At 68.7% G+C, this 15,377-nt stretch carries 14 protein-coding genes; 6 read left to right on the top strand and 8 right to left on the bottom strand.

Annotated elements, in window-relative coordinates; all coding sequences use genetic code 11:
• The first annotated feature begins 162 nt into the window (after positions 1-162).
• A complete protein-coding gene (locus AB8619_RS03780; RefSeq protein WP_436795123.1) occupies positions 163-1,029 on the top strand; it encodes an LLM class F420-dependent oxidoreductase in 867 nt (288 codons plus the stop codon).
• Between the two features lies 1 nt (position 1,030).
• On the opposite strand, the gene AB8619_RS03775 is transcribed toward AB8619_RS03780, so the two are convergent.
• Positions 1,031-2,350, bottom strand: a complete 1,320-nt coding sequence (locus tag AB8619_RS03775; RefSeq protein ID WP_436795122.1) for a hypothetical protein — start codon at positions 2,348-2,350, stop codon at positions 1,031-1,033.
• 226 nt (positions 2,351-2,576) lie between these two features.
• Here AB8619_RS03775 and corA point away from each other — a divergent pair, with 226 nt between their 5' ends.
• Positions 2,577-3,677: a magnesium/cobalt transporter CorA gene (corA, locus tag AB8619_RS03770; RefSeq protein ID WP_436795121.1), complete on the top strand. Its 1,101-nt coding sequence runs from the start codon at positions 2,577-2,579 to the stop codon at positions 3,675-3,677.
• Here corA and AB8619_RS03765 read toward each other — a convergent pair.
• Positions 3,607-5,157, bottom strand: a complete 1,551-nt coding sequence (locus AB8619_RS03765) for an AMP-binding protein (RefSeq protein WP_436795120.1) — start codon at positions 5,155-5,157, stop codon at positions 3,607-3,609. The two genes, corA and AB8619_RS03765, sit on opposite strands and share 71 nt — an antisense overlap.
• A gap of 64 nt (positions 5,158-5,221) precedes the next feature.
• Here AB8619_RS03765 and AB8619_RS03760 point away from each other — a divergent pair, with 64 nt between their 5' ends.
• On the top strand, positions 5,222-6,595 hold the full coding sequence (locus tag AB8619_RS03760) for an AMP-binding protein (protein ID WP_436795119.1): 1,374 nt from the start codon (positions 5,222-5,224) through the stop codon (positions 6,593-6,595).
• Here AB8619_RS03760 and AB8619_RS03755 read toward each other — a convergent pair.
• Positions 6,585-6,911, bottom strand: a complete 327-nt coding sequence (locus AB8619_RS03755) for a metalloregulator ArsR/SmtB family transcription factor (RefSeq protein ID WP_436795118.1) — start codon at positions 6,909-6,911, stop codon at positions 6,585-6,587. The two genes, AB8619_RS03760 and AB8619_RS03755, sit on opposite strands and share 11 nt — an antisense overlap.
• An 82-nt stretch (positions 6,912-6,993) precedes the next feature.
• Here AB8619_RS03755 and AB8619_RS03750 point away from each other — a divergent pair, with 82 nt between their 5' ends.
• Complete coding sequence (locus AB8619_RS03750) at positions 6,994-7,431, top strand: ArsI/CadI family heavy metal resistance metalloenzyme (protein WP_436795117.1); 438 nt, start codon at positions 6,994-6,996, stop codon at positions 7,429-7,431.
• A 167-nt stretch (positions 7,432-7,598) separates the two neighbouring features.
• Here the strand turns inward: AB8619_RS03750 and AB8619_RS03745 are convergent, their stop codons facing one another.
• Complete coding sequence (locus AB8619_RS03745; RefSeq protein ID WP_436795116.1) at positions 7,599-8,852, bottom strand: acyl-CoA dehydrogenase family protein; 1,254 nt, start codon at positions 8,850-8,852, stop codon at positions 7,599-7,601.
• 173 nt (positions 8,853-9,025) lie between these two features.
• Here AB8619_RS03745 and AB8619_RS03740 point away from each other — a divergent pair, with 173 nt between their 5' ends.
• The gene (locus AB8619_RS03740) at positions 9,026-9,826 is read left to right on the top strand and encodes an SDR family NAD(P)-dependent oxidoreductase (protein ID WP_436796343.1); all 801 of its coding nucleotides are present in this window, start codon (positions 9,026-9,028) and stop codon (positions 9,824-9,826) included.
• On the opposite strand, the gene AB8619_RS03735 is transcribed toward AB8619_RS03740, so the two are convergent.
• The 4 genes from AB8619_RS03735 to AB8619_RS03720 all read right to left on the bottom strand — a co-directional run bounded on the left by AB8619_RS03735 (position 9,797) and on the right by AB8619_RS03720 (position 14,069).
• On the bottom strand, positions 9,797-10,948 hold the full coding sequence (locus tag AB8619_RS03735) for a CapA family protein (RefSeq protein ID WP_436795115.1): 1,152 nt from the start codon (positions 10,946-10,948) through the stop codon (positions 9,797-9,799). The two genes, AB8619_RS03740 and AB8619_RS03735, sit on opposite strands and share 30 nt — an antisense overlap.
• Positions 10,949-10,991: 43 nt before the next feature.
• Positions 10,992-11,558 carry a hypothetical protein gene (locus AB8619_RS03730; protein WP_436795114.1) on the bottom strand — a complete coding sequence of 189 codons (567 nt, stop codon included), beginning with the start codon at positions 11,556-11,558 and terminating at the stop codon, positions 10,992-10,994.
• The gene (locus tag AB8619_RS03725; protein ID WP_436795113.1) at positions 11,555-12,784 is read right to left on the bottom strand and encodes a hypothetical protein; all 1,230 of its coding nucleotides are present in this window, start codon (positions 12,782-12,784) and stop codon (positions 11,555-11,557) included. Before AB8619_RS03725 ends, AB8619_RS03730 begins: the two co-directional genes overlap by 4 nt.
• Before the next feature lie 79 nt (positions 12,785-12,863).
• Positions 12,864-14,069: an SPFH domain-containing protein gene (locus AB8619_RS03720; protein WP_436795112.1), complete on the bottom strand. Its 1,206-nt coding sequence runs from the start codon at positions 14,067-14,069 to the stop codon at positions 12,864-12,866.
• A 135-nt stretch (positions 14,070-14,204) separates the two neighbouring features.
• Between AB8619_RS03720 and doeB2 the strand changes: the two genes are divergently transcribed.
• Positions 14,205-15,374 (top strand): N(2)-acetyl-L-2,4-diaminobutanoate deacetylase DoeB2, encoded by a 1,170-nt coding sequence (gene doeB2 / locus AB8619_RS03715; protein WP_436795111.1) that lies wholly within the window; start codon positions 14,205-14,207, stop codon positions 15,372-15,374.
• Positions 15,375-15,377: the final 3 nt, after the last annotated feature.

Below are 15,377 nucleotides of genomic sequence, written 5' to 3'. Positions count from 1 at the left end.
CCCCTCACGATGTCCGACCCCGGAGCCCCTCGCTCCGGCAGGGCAGATCCCCCACCCTGTTCTCAGAGTTCGACGAGATCCTTCCGTTTCCTGCCCGTTCGCGCAGATTTCTTGACCCGCGGGTCAACATCCGGGGGGAGACGCCCGGATATGGTCCGGCGCATGAAGTTCGGAATCATCTTCGCCAACACCGGCCCCTTCAGCGACGGTCCCGCCGCCGCTGCCATGGCCCGAGCCGCAGAGGAGTCCGGGTTCGAGTCGCTGTGGACCGTCGAGCACGTCGTGGTGCCGTCGGGCTACGAGTCGACCTACCCGTACGACCCCAGCGGCAAGATGCCCGGTCCCGAGGAGATGCCGATCCCCGATCCGCTCGTCTGGCTGAGCTTCGTCGCCGGGGCGACCTCGACGATTCGGCTCGCCACCGGCATCCTCATCGTCCCGCAGCGCAACCCGGTCGTGCTCGCCAAGGAGATCGCCACCCTCGACCACCTCAGCGGCGGCCGACTCGAACTGGGCATCGGTGTGGGTTGGCTCGAGGAGGAGTTCGACGCCATCGGGGTCCCGTTCGCCGAGCGCGGCAAGCGCACCGACGACCACATCGCCGCGATGCGGGCGCTGTGGACCGGCGACAAGGCCTCACATCACAGCGACTTCACCAACTTCGACGACTGCATCTCGCTGCCGAAGCCGGTCAACGGCGCCGTGCCCGTGCACGTCGGCGGACACACCGACATCGCCGCGCGGCGTGCGGGCCGTCTGGGCGACGGATTCTTCCCCGGCCGTGGCGACCTCGGCGAGCTGTCCCGCTCGTTCGGCATCGTCCGCGACACCGCCAAGGAGCACGGACGCGACGCCGACGCGATCGAGTTCACCGCCGGCGGTGCGACGATCGGCGGCGGCGCCGTCGACGCCATCAAGGCCCTCGAGGACATCGGCGTCGACCGTGTGGTCGTCCCGGCGTTCGCGTTCTGGGGCGACACGGCCGACGCCCTCGCCAAGTACGGCGACGAGGTCATCGGCCAGTTCTGACCTAGACCTGCGGGGGGACGGCCCCGGCCGACGACGCGCAGCTCTCCAGGCGCACACGACCGTCGTCGGTCGTGGACACCCGGCCGGTGTCGGTCTCCTCCGACCACGTCATCAGCGCGTCCTCGATCTCGCCCGTGTCACCGTCGGTGTCGCCGACGAGGTCGATGCGGACACAGGCGAGGTCGTCGTCGGTCCACACGACGGCCCAGTCGCCGCCCCATCCGTCGACGGCGCGCACGGCATCGGTCTGGTTGACCGGCGCACCGTCCGTCGTGAGCAACCCGAACAGGAAGAGGGCGCCGACCACGAAGTCGTCGACCACCTCGCCATCTGCCGGTGGGACAGGCACCTCGATCCTGGGCTCCCGGTCCCGGTACAGCGGGGGGAAGAGGAACTGCTCGGAGGTGTCGGGCGGATCGGTGATCGCCGCATCGACAGCACGCTCGCCCCCGTCGCTGACGACCTGGCCGACGAAGATCTCGCCCAGTTGGTAGGGAGCGCCGATCTGGAAGAGCAGGATCTCGGGGAATGCCTCGACGTCGATGCCCTCGGCGAACGCCTGCTCCTCCGCAGACGCCTGCTCGCGGAACTCGGTCGGCTGCTCGCCCATCCACTGGTTCTCGATCCGCCGAGCGTCGCCTTCGACGGCGGCGCTGAACCCGGTCGAGATCTCGTCCTTGCGATCCTCGTACTCCGGCCGGTCGAGCTCGAAGTGCTGGTCGTCGAGCGCGTGCACGAGCTCATGGACGATGGTCTGCTGGACGTACGGCGTCGGGCTGGTCCCGCGGACGACCAACTCGTTCGTCTCGGGGTCGTAGAAGCCGAGCACGCCCGACGAGTAGATCGCCCGCAGCTCGTCGAGCAGCGACGCGTCGCCTCGGAGGAGTCCGAGCGCCCGGTAGAAGAGCTCCGCGTCGGCGATCTCGTCGGCGTCCTCCTCGAAGTCCTCGAGCAACCGGGCCTCGAAGGCCGCGTCGTCCAGGAGCTCGACCTCGACCTCGGACACCCAGTCGAGGCCGCGTGCCTCGGCGACATAGGCCTCGAGGTCCTCGATGACGGCCAAGAACGCCTCGGGCGACACCGACTCCGCCGGCTGGGTCGAGGGGGTCGACGGCTCCGTGGTCGACGAACGTGGGGCGGTCGTCGTCGGCGCCGTCACCGGGTCGGAGTCGTCGTCGGACACCACGAACGCCACCGTCCCCACGAGCAGCGCCATCGCGCCGAGCACTGCGGCCACGACGAGCCAGGTCCGCCGGCGCAGGGGCTCGTCGCCGATCTGCTCGCCACCACCGGGCGCTGACGAGACGCCTCCGGGGACCACCCACGGCAGCGTGGCGTCACCGGAACCCGGAGACGCAGGGCCGGACGGGGGCCGAGACGGTGGACCCGTCGGCGGGCCGGCGGGCATGTTCCCACCTCCCTGACCGGGAGGAGGGGGTGGAGGCGGGGGCGGGAGATCGGTCACGTCACGTCCAGGGAGGGAGACGCACGACGGTATCGGCAACCGACGTGTCGACCCGGTCACGCCCGGCTCGTACGCTCGCCGCATGCGCCGCACGGTCCGATTCGCCCCAGACGGGGACCGCACCGTCGCCGAGGGTGGCCCGATCCACCTCGTCGACGACGGCTGGATGTGGATCGACGTCACCGATCCCGACGATGCCGACATCGTCGAGTTGGCTCGGATCCTCGACCTCGACCGGGTGGCGCGCGAGGACCTGGTCGAGGAACAGTTCCCCAAGGTCGAGCTCCTCGAGCATCACTGGATGCTCGTGCTCTACGGCCTCGCCGTCGACAGCCGAGCGGTCCGCACGGTCGAGGTCGACATCCTGGTCGGCGACCGCTGGCTGGTGACCGTGCACGCCGAACCGCTCCAGAGCATCGACCACGTCTTCGACCGGATCCAGCGCCCCTCGTTCCGTGCGACCGGGCCGGCGCACCTCGCCGTCCGCATCGCCGAGTTCCTCGGCGAGCGGTATCTCCCGATCCTCGACGACCTCGACGGGCAGGTGCTCGACCTCGAGGACGAAGCCGTCGAGGGCGACCCGTCGGTGCTTCCCGACATCCACGCGCTCCGACGCGACATCGCCCTGTTGCGACGCGTGCTCGGGCCGCAGCGGCGGACGCTCGATGTCCTCACGCGTACTGCGCTGGACCTCGACGACGCCACCCGACGCGACCTCTCCGACGCGCTCGACCACCACAACCACATGGTCGATTCGCTCGACAGTGCCCATCAGATGGTCGCCACCGTCCTCGACACCTATCGCGGTGCTGCGGCCGAGCGGATGAACGAGGTCATGAAGGTCCTGACCGTGTTCTCTGCGATCTTCATGCCCCTGACCCTGATCGCCGGCATCTACGGCATGAACTTCGAGAACATGCCCGAACTCCGCCAACCCTGGGCCTACGGCTCCGTGCTCGCGGCAATGGTCGTGATCGGTGCGTCGTTGTGGCTCTACTTCGTCCGCCGCGGGTTCATCGGTGGGCCGAAGATCCGCGACCTCGCCCGGCCGGCCAAGGTGGCCGGCCGGGTCGGGCGCGGGCTCGCGTCAGCGGCGATGCTGCCGCTGCGGGTCACTCCTGGCCGTCGCGGAGGAAACGGCGCAGGATCTTCCCGGACGCCGACTTCGGGATCTCGTCGATGAACTCCACGATGCGGATCTTCTTGTAGCTCGCGACCTTGTCGGCGACGAACGACTGGACGTCTTCCGCCGACAGTTCCTGACCCGGGGCGACCACCACGAACGCCTTGGGCAACTCGCCCGCCTCGTCGTCGAGCACGCCGATCACGGCGGCGTCGGCGATCTTCGGGTGCGTGAGCAGCAGGGCCTCGAGCTCGGCCGGCGGGACCTGGAAGCCCTTGTACTTGATGAGCTCCTTGACGCGGTCGACGATCGAGTAGTGACCGTTCTCGTCGAGTTCGGCGACGTCGCCGGTGTGGAGCCAGCCGTCCTCGTCGATGGTGTTGCGGGTGGCCTCGTCGTTGTTGAGGTACCCCTTCATGACCATCGGGCCACGGACCCAGAGCTCACCGCGACCGCCGACGTCCTGGTCGTTGCCCTCGGCGTCGACCAGGCGGCACTCACAGTTGGCGACCGAAAGACCCGACGACCCGGGCTTGAAGTTGCCCTTGGGCGTCGCGTGGCTCACCGGCGACAGCTCGGTCATGCCGTAACCCTGCACGACCTCGCAGTCGATCCGGTCGGCGGCTTCCTTGGCGATCTCGGCACCGAGCGGAGCGGCGCCGGAGAACACCATGTCGAGTGACGACAGGTCGAACTCGGACACGATCGGATGCTTGGCCAGCGCGAGCACCATCGGCGGCACCGCGAAGAAGCGGGTGACCTTCTTGTCCTGGATGGTCGTGAGCGCCTCGACGAGGTCGAAGCGGGGCATGCAGAGCACCTGCACGCCGTTGGCGAGCAGACCGTTCATGAGGACCTGCATGCCGTAGATGTGGAAGAACGGCAGGGCGGCGATGGCGATCTCGCCCGTCTCGTAGGTCAGGATCGGCTCGCACTGGACGATGTTGGCGACCAGGTTGCGGTGGGTGAGCATCACGCCCTTGGGGAGGCCGGTGGTGCCCGACGAGTACGGCAGGACGACGACGTGGTCGGCCACGTCGACCGGGACCTGCTCGATCGGGTCGCCGAACAGCGAGGTGAGCGCCGTGGTGCCCTCGACGCCGTCCATGGTGATGATCTCGGTGACGCTCGTGCCCTCGATGGCCGCGGTGGCGGTCTCGAGGAACATCTCGATCGTGACCAGGAGGGTCGCTCCGGAGTCCTGGAGCTGATGCCGGATCTCGTCGGCGGTGTACGTGGGGTTCAGGGTGGTGTTGGTGCCACCGGCGACCGCGACCCCGTGGAAGACCACGGCGTACTCGGGCACGTTGGGCGCCATGATCGCCAGCGTGTCACCGGGGCCGAAACCACGGGCCTGGAGGCCGCCGGCGAGCGACTTGATCATGTGCGACAGCTCGCCGAACGTGTAGCCACGCCCGGAGCCGACGTCGCTGATGGCCGGCTGGTCTGCGAGCTCCTCCGCTCGACGGAGCACCAGTTCGGTGATCGGGATGTCGGGGATCTCGACGTCTGGGTACGTGCTGGTGTGGACGATCGTCATGGTTCGCATCCTTGCAGTTCCGAGGGTGTCGTGCGATGCCGTGCCACTGGTGGAAGATGGCGTGATGACCCCGGTCTACGAGGCGCTGTTCGGCACGGCTGCGACCCATCCCGAACGGCCGTGCCTGCTCCTCGAGGACGGGACCGTGCTCTCGTACGGCGATGTCGACCACCGTGCCGCGTGCATGGCCGGCGGCCTCGCGGCCCACGGCGTCGTGGCCGGCGACCGGGTCGTGGTCCACGTCGGCAAGTCGCCCGACGCCGTGGCCCTGTACCTGGCGTGCCTCCGCTCCGGAGCCGTCCACGTGCCGCTCAACACCGCGTACACCCGTGCCGAGGTCGGTGCGTTCGTCGATGACGCCGCTGCGGCCCTCTTCGTCGACGACGACCTGCTCCCCACGCTGGCGACGTCCGCCGTCGACGACGTCGCGCCCCGATCGGGGGACGACTGGGCGGCGATGCTCTACACGTCGGGCACCACGGGGCGCTCCAAGGGCGCCATGCTCTCGTGCGACAACCTGGTCTCGAACGCCCGAGTGCTCCACGATGCCTGGGGCTTCACACCCGACGACGTGCTGGTCCACGTCCTCCCCGTGTTCCACGTGCACGGGCTGTTCGTCGCGCTGCACTGCGCGTTCCTCGCGGGTGCAGCGGTCCGGTTCCACACCCGGTTCGACCCCTCGGCCGTGGTCGACGACCTCCGGCGGTCGACGGTGATGATGGGCGTGCCGACGCACTACCACCGCCTCCTCGACCAGACCGGGCTGGACCCGGACGACTGCCGAGGGATGCGGCTCTTCACGTCGGGTTCCGCTCCCCTGCTCCCCGAGCGTCACGACCAGTTCTCCGAGCGCACCGGCCACCGCATCGTCGAGCGCTACGGGATGACCGAGACGATGATCCTCACGTCCAACCCGCTCGACGGCGAGCGGGTCGCCGGCACCGTCGGATTTCCGCTTCCTGGCGTCGACCTGCGGATCGGCGCCGACGAGCTGGTCGAGGTCCGCACCGACGGCCTGTTCCTCGGCTACTGGCAGGAGCCCGACAAGACCGCAGCGTCGATGACCGACGACGGCTGGTTCGTCACCGGCGATGTCGGCAGCCTCGACGACGACGGCCGCCTCACCCTCGCCGGCCGCCAGAGCGACATGATCATCTCGGGCGGTCTCAACATCTATCCGAAGGAGATCGAGGTCGTGCTCGACGCGGTCGACGGCGTCGACGAGTCTGCGGTCGTGGGCGTCCCCGACGCGGACTTCGGCGAATCGATCGTCGCGGTCATCGTCGGATCGGCCGACGAGGACACGCTCGCTGCAGCGTGCGAGAACTCGCTCGCTCGCTTCAAGCATCCGCAGCGATATCGCTTCGTCGACGCGCTGCCCCGCAACGCCATGGGGAAGGTCCAGAAGGTCGAACTCCGCCGCGAGATCAGCTCCTGACGGGGTCGACGACCGACAGCGCGTCGCGGACGGCCGACAGACGGTCCTCACGCACACGGAACCAGGCCCACTTGCCGCGCTGCTCGCGTTCGAGCAACCCCGCCTTCACCAGCGTCGAGAGGTGATGGCTGACCGTGGGCTGTGATCGACCCAGGGGGCCGTGGAGGTCACATGCGCAGGCCCACCCGTCCTCGGCCGAGCCGATGATGCTGAGCAGCCGGAGCCTCGCCGGGTCGGCGAGGGCCTTCAGCGAGCCCGCGAGTTCGACGGCGTCGTGCTCGTCGAGCGGGTCGTGCAGCGGGGGACAACAATCCACGAATCACATATTGACAGAGATCGATGGATCTGTCACGGTATCGACAGTCATCAATTCGACATTCATCGATATGGAGTGAACCATGCGACTGCAACTCGCCCTCGACGTCACCGACCTCGAGGAGTCGATCGCCTTCTACACCAAGATGTTCGCGACCGAACCGACCAAGATCCGGCCCGGATACGCCAACTTCGCCATCGCCGATCCCCCGCTCAAGCTCGTGCTGTTCGAGAACACGACCGGCGGAACGATCAACCACCTCGGCGTCGAGACCGAGACCGCTGGCGAGGTCACCGCCGCCGAAGCACGCCTCACCGACGTGGGCCTCGAGACCACCGGCGTCGACGACACGGTGTGCTGCTACGCCGAGAAGACCGAGACCTGGGTCGACGGCCCCGACGACACCCGCTGGGAGTGGTACGTCAAGAAGGGCGACACCGACGTCCCCGAGGCCGCGGTCCGCACCACGGCCATGGCGGACACGTCGGCAGGCTGCTGCGGCCCCGAAGGCTGCGCCTGACCACCGAGCCCAACCCCAACCCCAACCCACAACTCCGTTCTGGTGATCGATCGCTACCACCAGATGTCGTGACCGTTCACCAGAACGGTTTGGGGGGTCGAGGTGTCCGGGGGGGTCGGGGGGTCGGGGGGTCGGGGGGTCGGGGGGGGCGGGGGTCGGGGGGTCGGCTACGGGCCGGTGAAGATGCCGCCGGAGAATCCCGGGCCGACGTCCGAAGGCGAGTCGTAGCGGGCGGCCTCGTTGCGGGCCACGACGTGGTGATGCACCTCGTCGGGGCCGTCGGCGAGACGGATGGTCCGCTGGCTGGCGTACATGCCGGCGAGCGGCGTCCACTGCGAGACGCCGGTGGCGCCGTGGACCTGGATGGCCTGGTCGATGATGGCGCAGATCTTCTCGGGAACCATGGCCTTGATGGCGCTGACGTAGACCCGGGCCTCGGCGTTGCCGAGGACGTCCATCGCCTTGGCGGCCTTGAGGACCATGAGTCGGCAGGCGTCGATCTCGATGCGGGCCCGCGAGACGAGCTCCATGTTCTTGCCGAGGCTCAGGATCGGCTTGCCGAACGCATCGCGGAACTTGCCACGACGGATCATGAGCTCGAGCGCCTTCTCGCCCTGGCCGATGCTGCGCATGCAGTGATGGATCCGACCCGGGCCGAGACGGACCTGGCTGATCTCGAAGCCACGACCCTCGCCGAGGAGCATGTTCTCGACCGGCACCCGCACCTCGTTGAACCGGAGGTGCATGTGGCCGTGCGGTGCGTCGTCGTGGCCGAAGACCGTCATCGGGCCGAGGATCTCGACGCCCGGCGTGTCCATCGGCACCAGGATCTGCGACTGCTGGCGGTACGCGTCGGCATCCGGGTTGGTCTTGCACATCACGATCATCACCTTGCAGCGGGGATCGCCGGCGCCGGAGATGTAGTACTTCTCGCCGTTGAGCACGTACTCGTCGCCGTCACGCACGGCTGACATCGAGATGTTCTTGGCATCGGAGCTCGCGAGGTCGGGCTCGGTCATCGCGAAGGCCGACCGGATCTCGCCGTTGAGGAGCGGCTCGAGCCACTGCTTCTTCTGCTCCGGGGTCCCGACTCGCTCGAGGACCTCCATGTTGCCGGTGTCGGGTGCCGAGCAGTTCAGGGATTCCGAACCGAGCGGGTACTTGCCGAGTTCGACGGCGATGTAGGCGTAGTCGAGGTTGCTGAGACCGCCGACCTCGGAGTCGGGGAGGAAGAAGTTCCAGAGCCCGGCTTCCTTGGCCTTGGCCTTGGCTGCGTCGAGCAGCTCGAGCTGACGCGGGTCGTAGCTCCAGCGGTCCTCCTTCTGGGCGTCGAGGGCGTAGAACTCGACCTGCATCGGGGCGACGACCTCTTCGAGGAACTGCGTCACCCGCTTCATCAGCGGACGAGCTTCCTCGCTCATGCGGAGATCGAAGAGCTCGGGGGATTCCTGCGGTGTACCCATTGCGCGAAATGTCCTTCTGCATCGGAGGCGGTCTCTTCCAGGACAGTAGGCGAGCCCGACCGAGACCCGTTCACCGCCGGCGCGTGACATCGCGATGCGACCCTCCAGCCGGTAGAAACACCCGGATGAGCATTGCGACCCCGGACTTCCGACTCGACGACAAGGTGGCCATCGTCACCGGTGCGTCGAGCGGGATCGGTCACCGGTTCAGCCAGGTGCTGGCCGAGCAGGGCGCCACCGTCATCGCCGCAGCCCGCCGGGTCGACCGTCTCGAGAAGCTCGCGGCGACCGACGGCCGCATCCACGCCGCCGGCTGCGACGTCGCCGACGATGCGCAGCTCACGGCCCTCGTCGACCGTGCCGTCGACGAGTTCGGTCATGTCGACATCGTCGTCAACAACGCCGGGACCACCGACGCCGTCACTCCCGCAGAGCACCAGGACCCGGCGGAGTTCCGGCGCGTCGTCGACATCAACATGAACGTGTGCTTCGTACTCGCCGCAGCAGCCGCACGACAGATGATCGTCCAGGAGCGCGGCGGTTCGATCATCAACATCTCATCGGTCCACGGGCTGGTGGCCGCCGCGCCAAATGCACAGGCGGCGTATGCCGCCTCGAAGGGCGGCCTCGTCAACCTCACGCGCGAGCTCGCCGCCCAGTGGGCCAAGCACCGGATCCGCGTCAACGCCATCGCGCCCGGCTACTTCGAGACCGAGCTCACCGAGGCGATGTTCGTCGGTGAGGACTCCGGTCTGCGCTACATCCGACGCAACACCCTCCTCGGCCGCGCTGGCGAACTCGAGGAGCTCGACGGCCCGCTCCTGTTGCTGGCCTCAGACGCCGGCACCTACATCACCGGTCAGACGATCCCCGTCGACGGCGGTTGGACGGCGCGCTCGACGTCAGGCCGACAGGTTGGTGCAGTCGCGTAGGTCGTCCCACTCGTCGACCGCCGCCTCGGCGTCATCGCCGTCCAGCGGGATCGGCACCCGATCGGAGACCCGGCCCGGCCGCCACTCGTAGCCGAGGACGTCGCGCCCGTCGACCTCGACGAGCAGGACACCCGTCTTCGCGCTCTCGTCGCTCACTGCGCCGAAGAGGAAGTTCCCGAGGCCGTACCCCACCATCGACGACCCGAGCCGACCGCCGCTCTGCACGCGGTGGGCATGGGTGCCGATGATCAGGTCGGCGCCGGCATCGCTGAGGGTCTGGGCCAGTTCCTGCTGGCTCTCGCTCGGACAGGTCTCGGTCTCGATGCCCCAGTGGAGATAGACGACGACCGTGTCGGCGACTGCTCGGGCGGCCTCGACCTCCTCGACGAGTCGGTCGACGCGCTTGGCCGAGGCCAGCCCGCCCTGTTCCTCGGTCGCGGTCCAGGCGCTGATCAGGTTCGCGTCGATCACCTGGGTCGCCGCGATCACGGCGACGGTGTGACCACCGACCTCGCTGATGTGCGGGGCGAACGCTTCGTCCTCGTCGCCACCGATCCCGATGACCATCCCGTCGGCCCTGGCTCGTTTGATCTCGAGCGACTCGGCGAGGCCGCCGGCGCCGTAGTCCATGCCGTGGTTGTTGGCCGCGCTGATGACGTCGAACCCGCCGGCGGCGAGGGCATCGAGCACCGACGGGGGCGCTCGGAAGACGAACTCCTTGTCGATCGGTGACCCACCGCTGGTGAGCGCGGCTTCGAGGTTGCCGATGGCGAGATCTGCGCCACGGAGGAGTTCGGCGAAGGGCCCCACGAACCCCTCGGGGTCGTCCTCGAGCCGCGTGGCCAGCGAACGCTCGACGTTGATGTCGCCGGCGAACGCGATCGTGATGGGACCGTTGCCGGTGTCGACCGGAGTCACGCCCGGGTCGGCCGCAGCGAGTCCCAGCCCGTCCACCGCGACGCCGCCGCCCGAGTCGTCGGTCCCGACGGAGGCTTCGCCGTCGCCCATGAGCGCGAGGGTGACCGCACCGCCCACCAACAGCCCGACGGCGAGGGCCGCGAGGGCGACCGTGACGATGATCCGGACACCGCGGGTCCGTCCGCGCAGGTGTGCTCCGGCCATGGGCCAACGCTACCGGTGGCGCCACCGGACTCGGTGGAGGCGCTCAGACGGTGGGTGTCGCGCCGGGGTCTTCCTCGTCCTCGATGTGCTGGCGGATGGCGTCGAACGTGGACGACGACGGCGAGGTCATCGCCTCGAGCTCGGCACGTGCCGCCTCGACGTTGCGCATTCGTGCCTGGACGTCGGCCAGACCCTGGTCGATGGCGGTCATCGACGGACCGCGCAGGTCGACGACACTGGCCACGGCACCCTCGATGGCGATCACCGCCTGCTCGACCTGACGGATCGGATCCTCGCGCCGCGCCTTCGGCAACGCAGCGGCGGCGATGAGCTTGTCGTCGACCCCGAGCGCTTGTTCCTCGATCGACGAGCGGACCGGCGCCATGGCGGGATCGTCGAGCGACGCGTTCGCCTGGAGGGCGAGGATCGCATCGCGCAACCGCCGGTGCAGACGCGCCTCGGGCGAGTGGGCACCCGCCCAACCCTTGGGGGCCTTGGTCGCGACGCCGGGAACGACTTCGTTGGCGTCGGAGAAGTCCTGCGCATTGCGGAGCGCCACGTAGCCGCCCACCGCGAGGATGCAGATGCCCAAGAGGACGAGGTACGTCACTGGGGCTCCGCCCCGGATCCACCGAACACGACCACCAGTATCGCAATGACGATGAGGGCCGCGACGACCGCTACCGCGATCTTCACCTTGCTCCACGGGCGCTGACCCTGCACCTCACCGGTCATCCCGTTGATGAAGACCTGGAACGGCTTCTGCTGGTAGATGACGGTGAGGAGCCAGATCGGCAGCAGCAGGTGCTTGTAGCTGAGTTGGTCGTAGTGGACCGACATCGACGAGATCCGCTGCTTGTCGCCACCGATGTCGCGGCGGACGGTGTTCTTGATCTCCTCGTCCATCCGCTGCTTGGCCGATCCGAAGCACTCCTCGACGTCGTGGTCGTAGGTGCGGCACAGGTGCCCGGCGATGTACTCGGCGCTGAACGCCTTGGCCTCCCCGGTCGGCCAGGGCTCGAGGGCGTCCATTCGACGTCGTTCGAATCCCTCGTTGGCGAGCACGGGGAGGTCGTCGAACGTGTCGCGCACGACACCCGAACGTGGGGTCCATCGTGTCCGTGTCTCGGTTCGGCGGTTCTCGCCACTCCCGACGGTGACCGTGTAGTTGTCGCCCCGTTGGCCGCGGTACTGCGTGGTGGTGAACGCGTCGTACGTGAAGTACGCGGCGTAGACGCTCGAGAACGACCCTGTGGTGCTGTACTTCTTGAACTCGCTCGGCGCGAACCAGCGGCTGCTGATCCACTTGTCGATCGCGGTCTTCGCCGTCTTCTCGTCGACCTGGAAGGGAAGGACGCCGTCGACCGGGAGGCGCGCCGGAGCGTCGTGGACGTCGTCTCGCTGGATCGGCGTGGCGCAGTACGGACACCGCGTCGCGGTCAGCGAGCCGCTGAACGTCGTGTGGCCGCCGCAGTTCTGGCAGACGACCTCCTTGTCGCCGGCGACCCGATCGTCGTCACGGCCGATCGCACCACTGCGCAGGGCGGCCAGGGCGGCGCGGAAGTCCTGTTCGGCGACGACGTTGCCCTCGTCCTCGATGATCTCCTGGACGTTGCCGCAGTGCGGACACTTGAGCTTCTGCACACCGATGTCGAACATCAGCTCGCCGCCACACTGGAGACACGGGTAGGTCCGTGTCTGTTCGGTGCTGTGGAGCATGGCCCGGCGTCGGATCTCGTCGACCGCATCGGCGTCGGCAACCCCGTCGCCGGGGGTGTCGTCGAACGTGGCAGCGGGCCGTGGCGCCTCGGCCGGCAACGGCGGAGGAGGCGGCATCGCCGCGGGTCCCGGGACGGGATCCGGAGGCGGAGGAGGCGGCGGCGGAGGAGTGCGGGGTTCGGACTCTTCCATCTGCTCAGGCGTCGTCGGCAGGCGGAGCGGGCGGGGTGGGCGGCGCCGGTGGCGTGCCGCCGGCCGTGGGTGGGGGCGGCGGCGCGGCAAACAGCGGCGCGAGCGCAGGCACCTGACTGGCCTGGGCCCACTCGGCCATCCCGTTGGTCCACACGAGCGTTGCTGCGTTGACCTGTCCGTTGGCGACGCCGGACTGCAACTGCTGCACGTTGTACGGGCCCGTGGACTGCCCGTTGACCTCGACGTGATAGAGCGCCTGGCCGGGGAGCGGCGGCGGAGCTGCGCGAGGAGCGGCAGCGGGAGCGCCTTGTTGCTGTCCGCCCATCGCGGTGCCGAACTGGTTGGCCATCTGGCCGGCCATGGCGATGCCCATTCCCATGCCCATGGCGTCGCCCATGACTCCGCCACCGGGGTTCTCAGCTGCCGCGAGCATGGCGTCAGCGGCGCGTACCTGCTGGAGTCGGTTCACGTCGCCGACGTTGTGGGCGTAGCCGCCCGCCTCGACACCGGCGGCGACGCCGCGGGTCATGGCCTGGGTGATCTCGTCGGGCAACGAGATGTTCATGGTGACCGACGTGATCTCGAGTCCGAACTCGTCGTCGACGCGTTCCTGGACGAACTCGCGGAGCTTGTCGGACAGCTCGACCTGGCGGCCCTGGAGGTCGATGGCGCCGAGGCCCGTCTCCATGACCATGTCGCTGAACGCCAGGGTGATGACCCGACGGAGCAACTCGGTGATCTCCTCGGCCTCGACAGCCGAGTCGGTGCCGATGACCTCGCGCAGGAAGATCTCGGCGTCGGCGATGCGGACCACACAGAGGCCGTTGGCCCGGACCTGGACCATCTTGAAGTCCGGGTCTCGGACGGTGACCGGCTGCGGGGTCCCCCACCGGAGGTCGGTGACCTGGCGGGTGTTGAGGAAGTACACCTCGGAACGGAAGGGGCTGTTGAAGCCGTGCTTCCAGCCCTGGAGCGTGCCCAGGATCGGGAGGTTCTCGGAGGTGAGCTCGTAGCTGCCCGGCTCGAAGACGTCGGCGATCTTGCCGCGGTAGACGAACACCGCCTGCTGTCCCTCACGGACGATCAGCTGTGCGCCGTTCTTGATCTCGTTCTGATACCGGGGAAACCGCCACGCCAATGTCGTCCGACTGTCGTCGAGACATTCGATGATGTCGACCAGTTCGCCCTTGAGCTTGTTGATGAGTCCCATTGCTCCGCCTTCTCGAGTTTCCACCGCGGTTCGTCGCGGGTCACGGAGCGTATTGGATCGGGGGCGGGCACCGCGACGCGTGGTCAGCCGCTACGGTCCGACTCGTGCCCAGCCGGTGAACTGCGAAGAAGATGGATGACACGAGCCTGGTCGGAACTGATCGATGACGCCACCGAATGGCGCCGCCTGCTCCATCGCAGACCCGAACTGACCTGGTCCGAACACCAGACCGCCACCGAGATCCGCCGCCGGCTCGACGCACTCGACATCGGATGGCGCGCCTGCGCCGGGACGGGGACCGTCGCCACCCTGGCTCCCGAGGCATCCGGACGACATGTCGCCCTCCGCGCCGACATGGATGCCATGCCGGTCGACGAGGCCACCGCGCTCCCCCACTCGTCCGAGTCGCCGGGGGTCATGCATGCGTGCGGCCACGACGGCCACATGGCCACGCTGATGGCCGCGACCACGTGGCTCCGCCAGCACGAGGCCGACCTCCCCGGACCGGTGTCGCTGCTCTTCCAACCCGCCGAGGAGGGCGGCCACGGTGCGCGCGAGATGATCGCCGACGGCGCCCTCGACGGCGTCGACGTCATCTTCGGATGGCACAACTGGCCGGCCATCCCGTTCGGCAAGGCCGTCTGCCCTGACGGTCCGGTCATGTCGGCCAACGGCACCTTCACCATCGAGGTCCGCGGCGCCGGCGGCCACGCGAGCCAACCCGAGGAGTGCCGCGATCCGGTCCTCGCCGCTGCGGCGATCACGGTGGCCCTCCAACAGGTCGTCGCCCGACGGACCGCACCCCAGCGCGCTGCCGTAGTCGCCGTGACGTCGATCGACGCGCCCAGCGTGAGTGCGACGACGACCCCGGACACGGCGACCCTGGGCGGCAGCATCCGGGTGAGCGACACGACGCAGCGCGACGCCGTGTTCCGGTTGATCGACGACGTCGCCACGGCGACCGCCAGCGCCCACGGCGTCGAGGTCGTCGTCACCCCGACGACCCGATACGGAGCGACCGTCAACCATCCTGGCCCCGCCACCGAACTACGGGATGCGCTGGCGAGCCGACTCGGCGACGACTGGCACGACGGCGACGTCCTCGTCCCGATCATGGCGTCCGAGGACTTCAGCTACTACCTCGACGAGGTGCCCGGCGCCTTCGCGCTCGTCGGCGCCGACGACGGCAACGGCCACCGCGAGCCGTGTCACAGCCCTCGCTACGACTTCAACGACCGTCTGATCGACCCCGTCGCCGGGGTATTCGCCTTCTTGGCGGGCGCGCCGGCAACCCACCACTCCTGAGGA

The organism is Actinospongiicola halichondriae (assembly GCF_049103745.1).
Classification (GTDB): domain Bacteria; phylum Actinomycetota; class Acidimicrobiia; order Acidimicrobiales; family Salinilacustritrichaceae; genus Salinilacustrithrix; species Salinilacustrithrix halichondriae.
The sequence above is the reverse complement of the archived record's forward strand: the minus strand, read 5'-3'. Positions and strand labels throughout refer to the sequence as shown.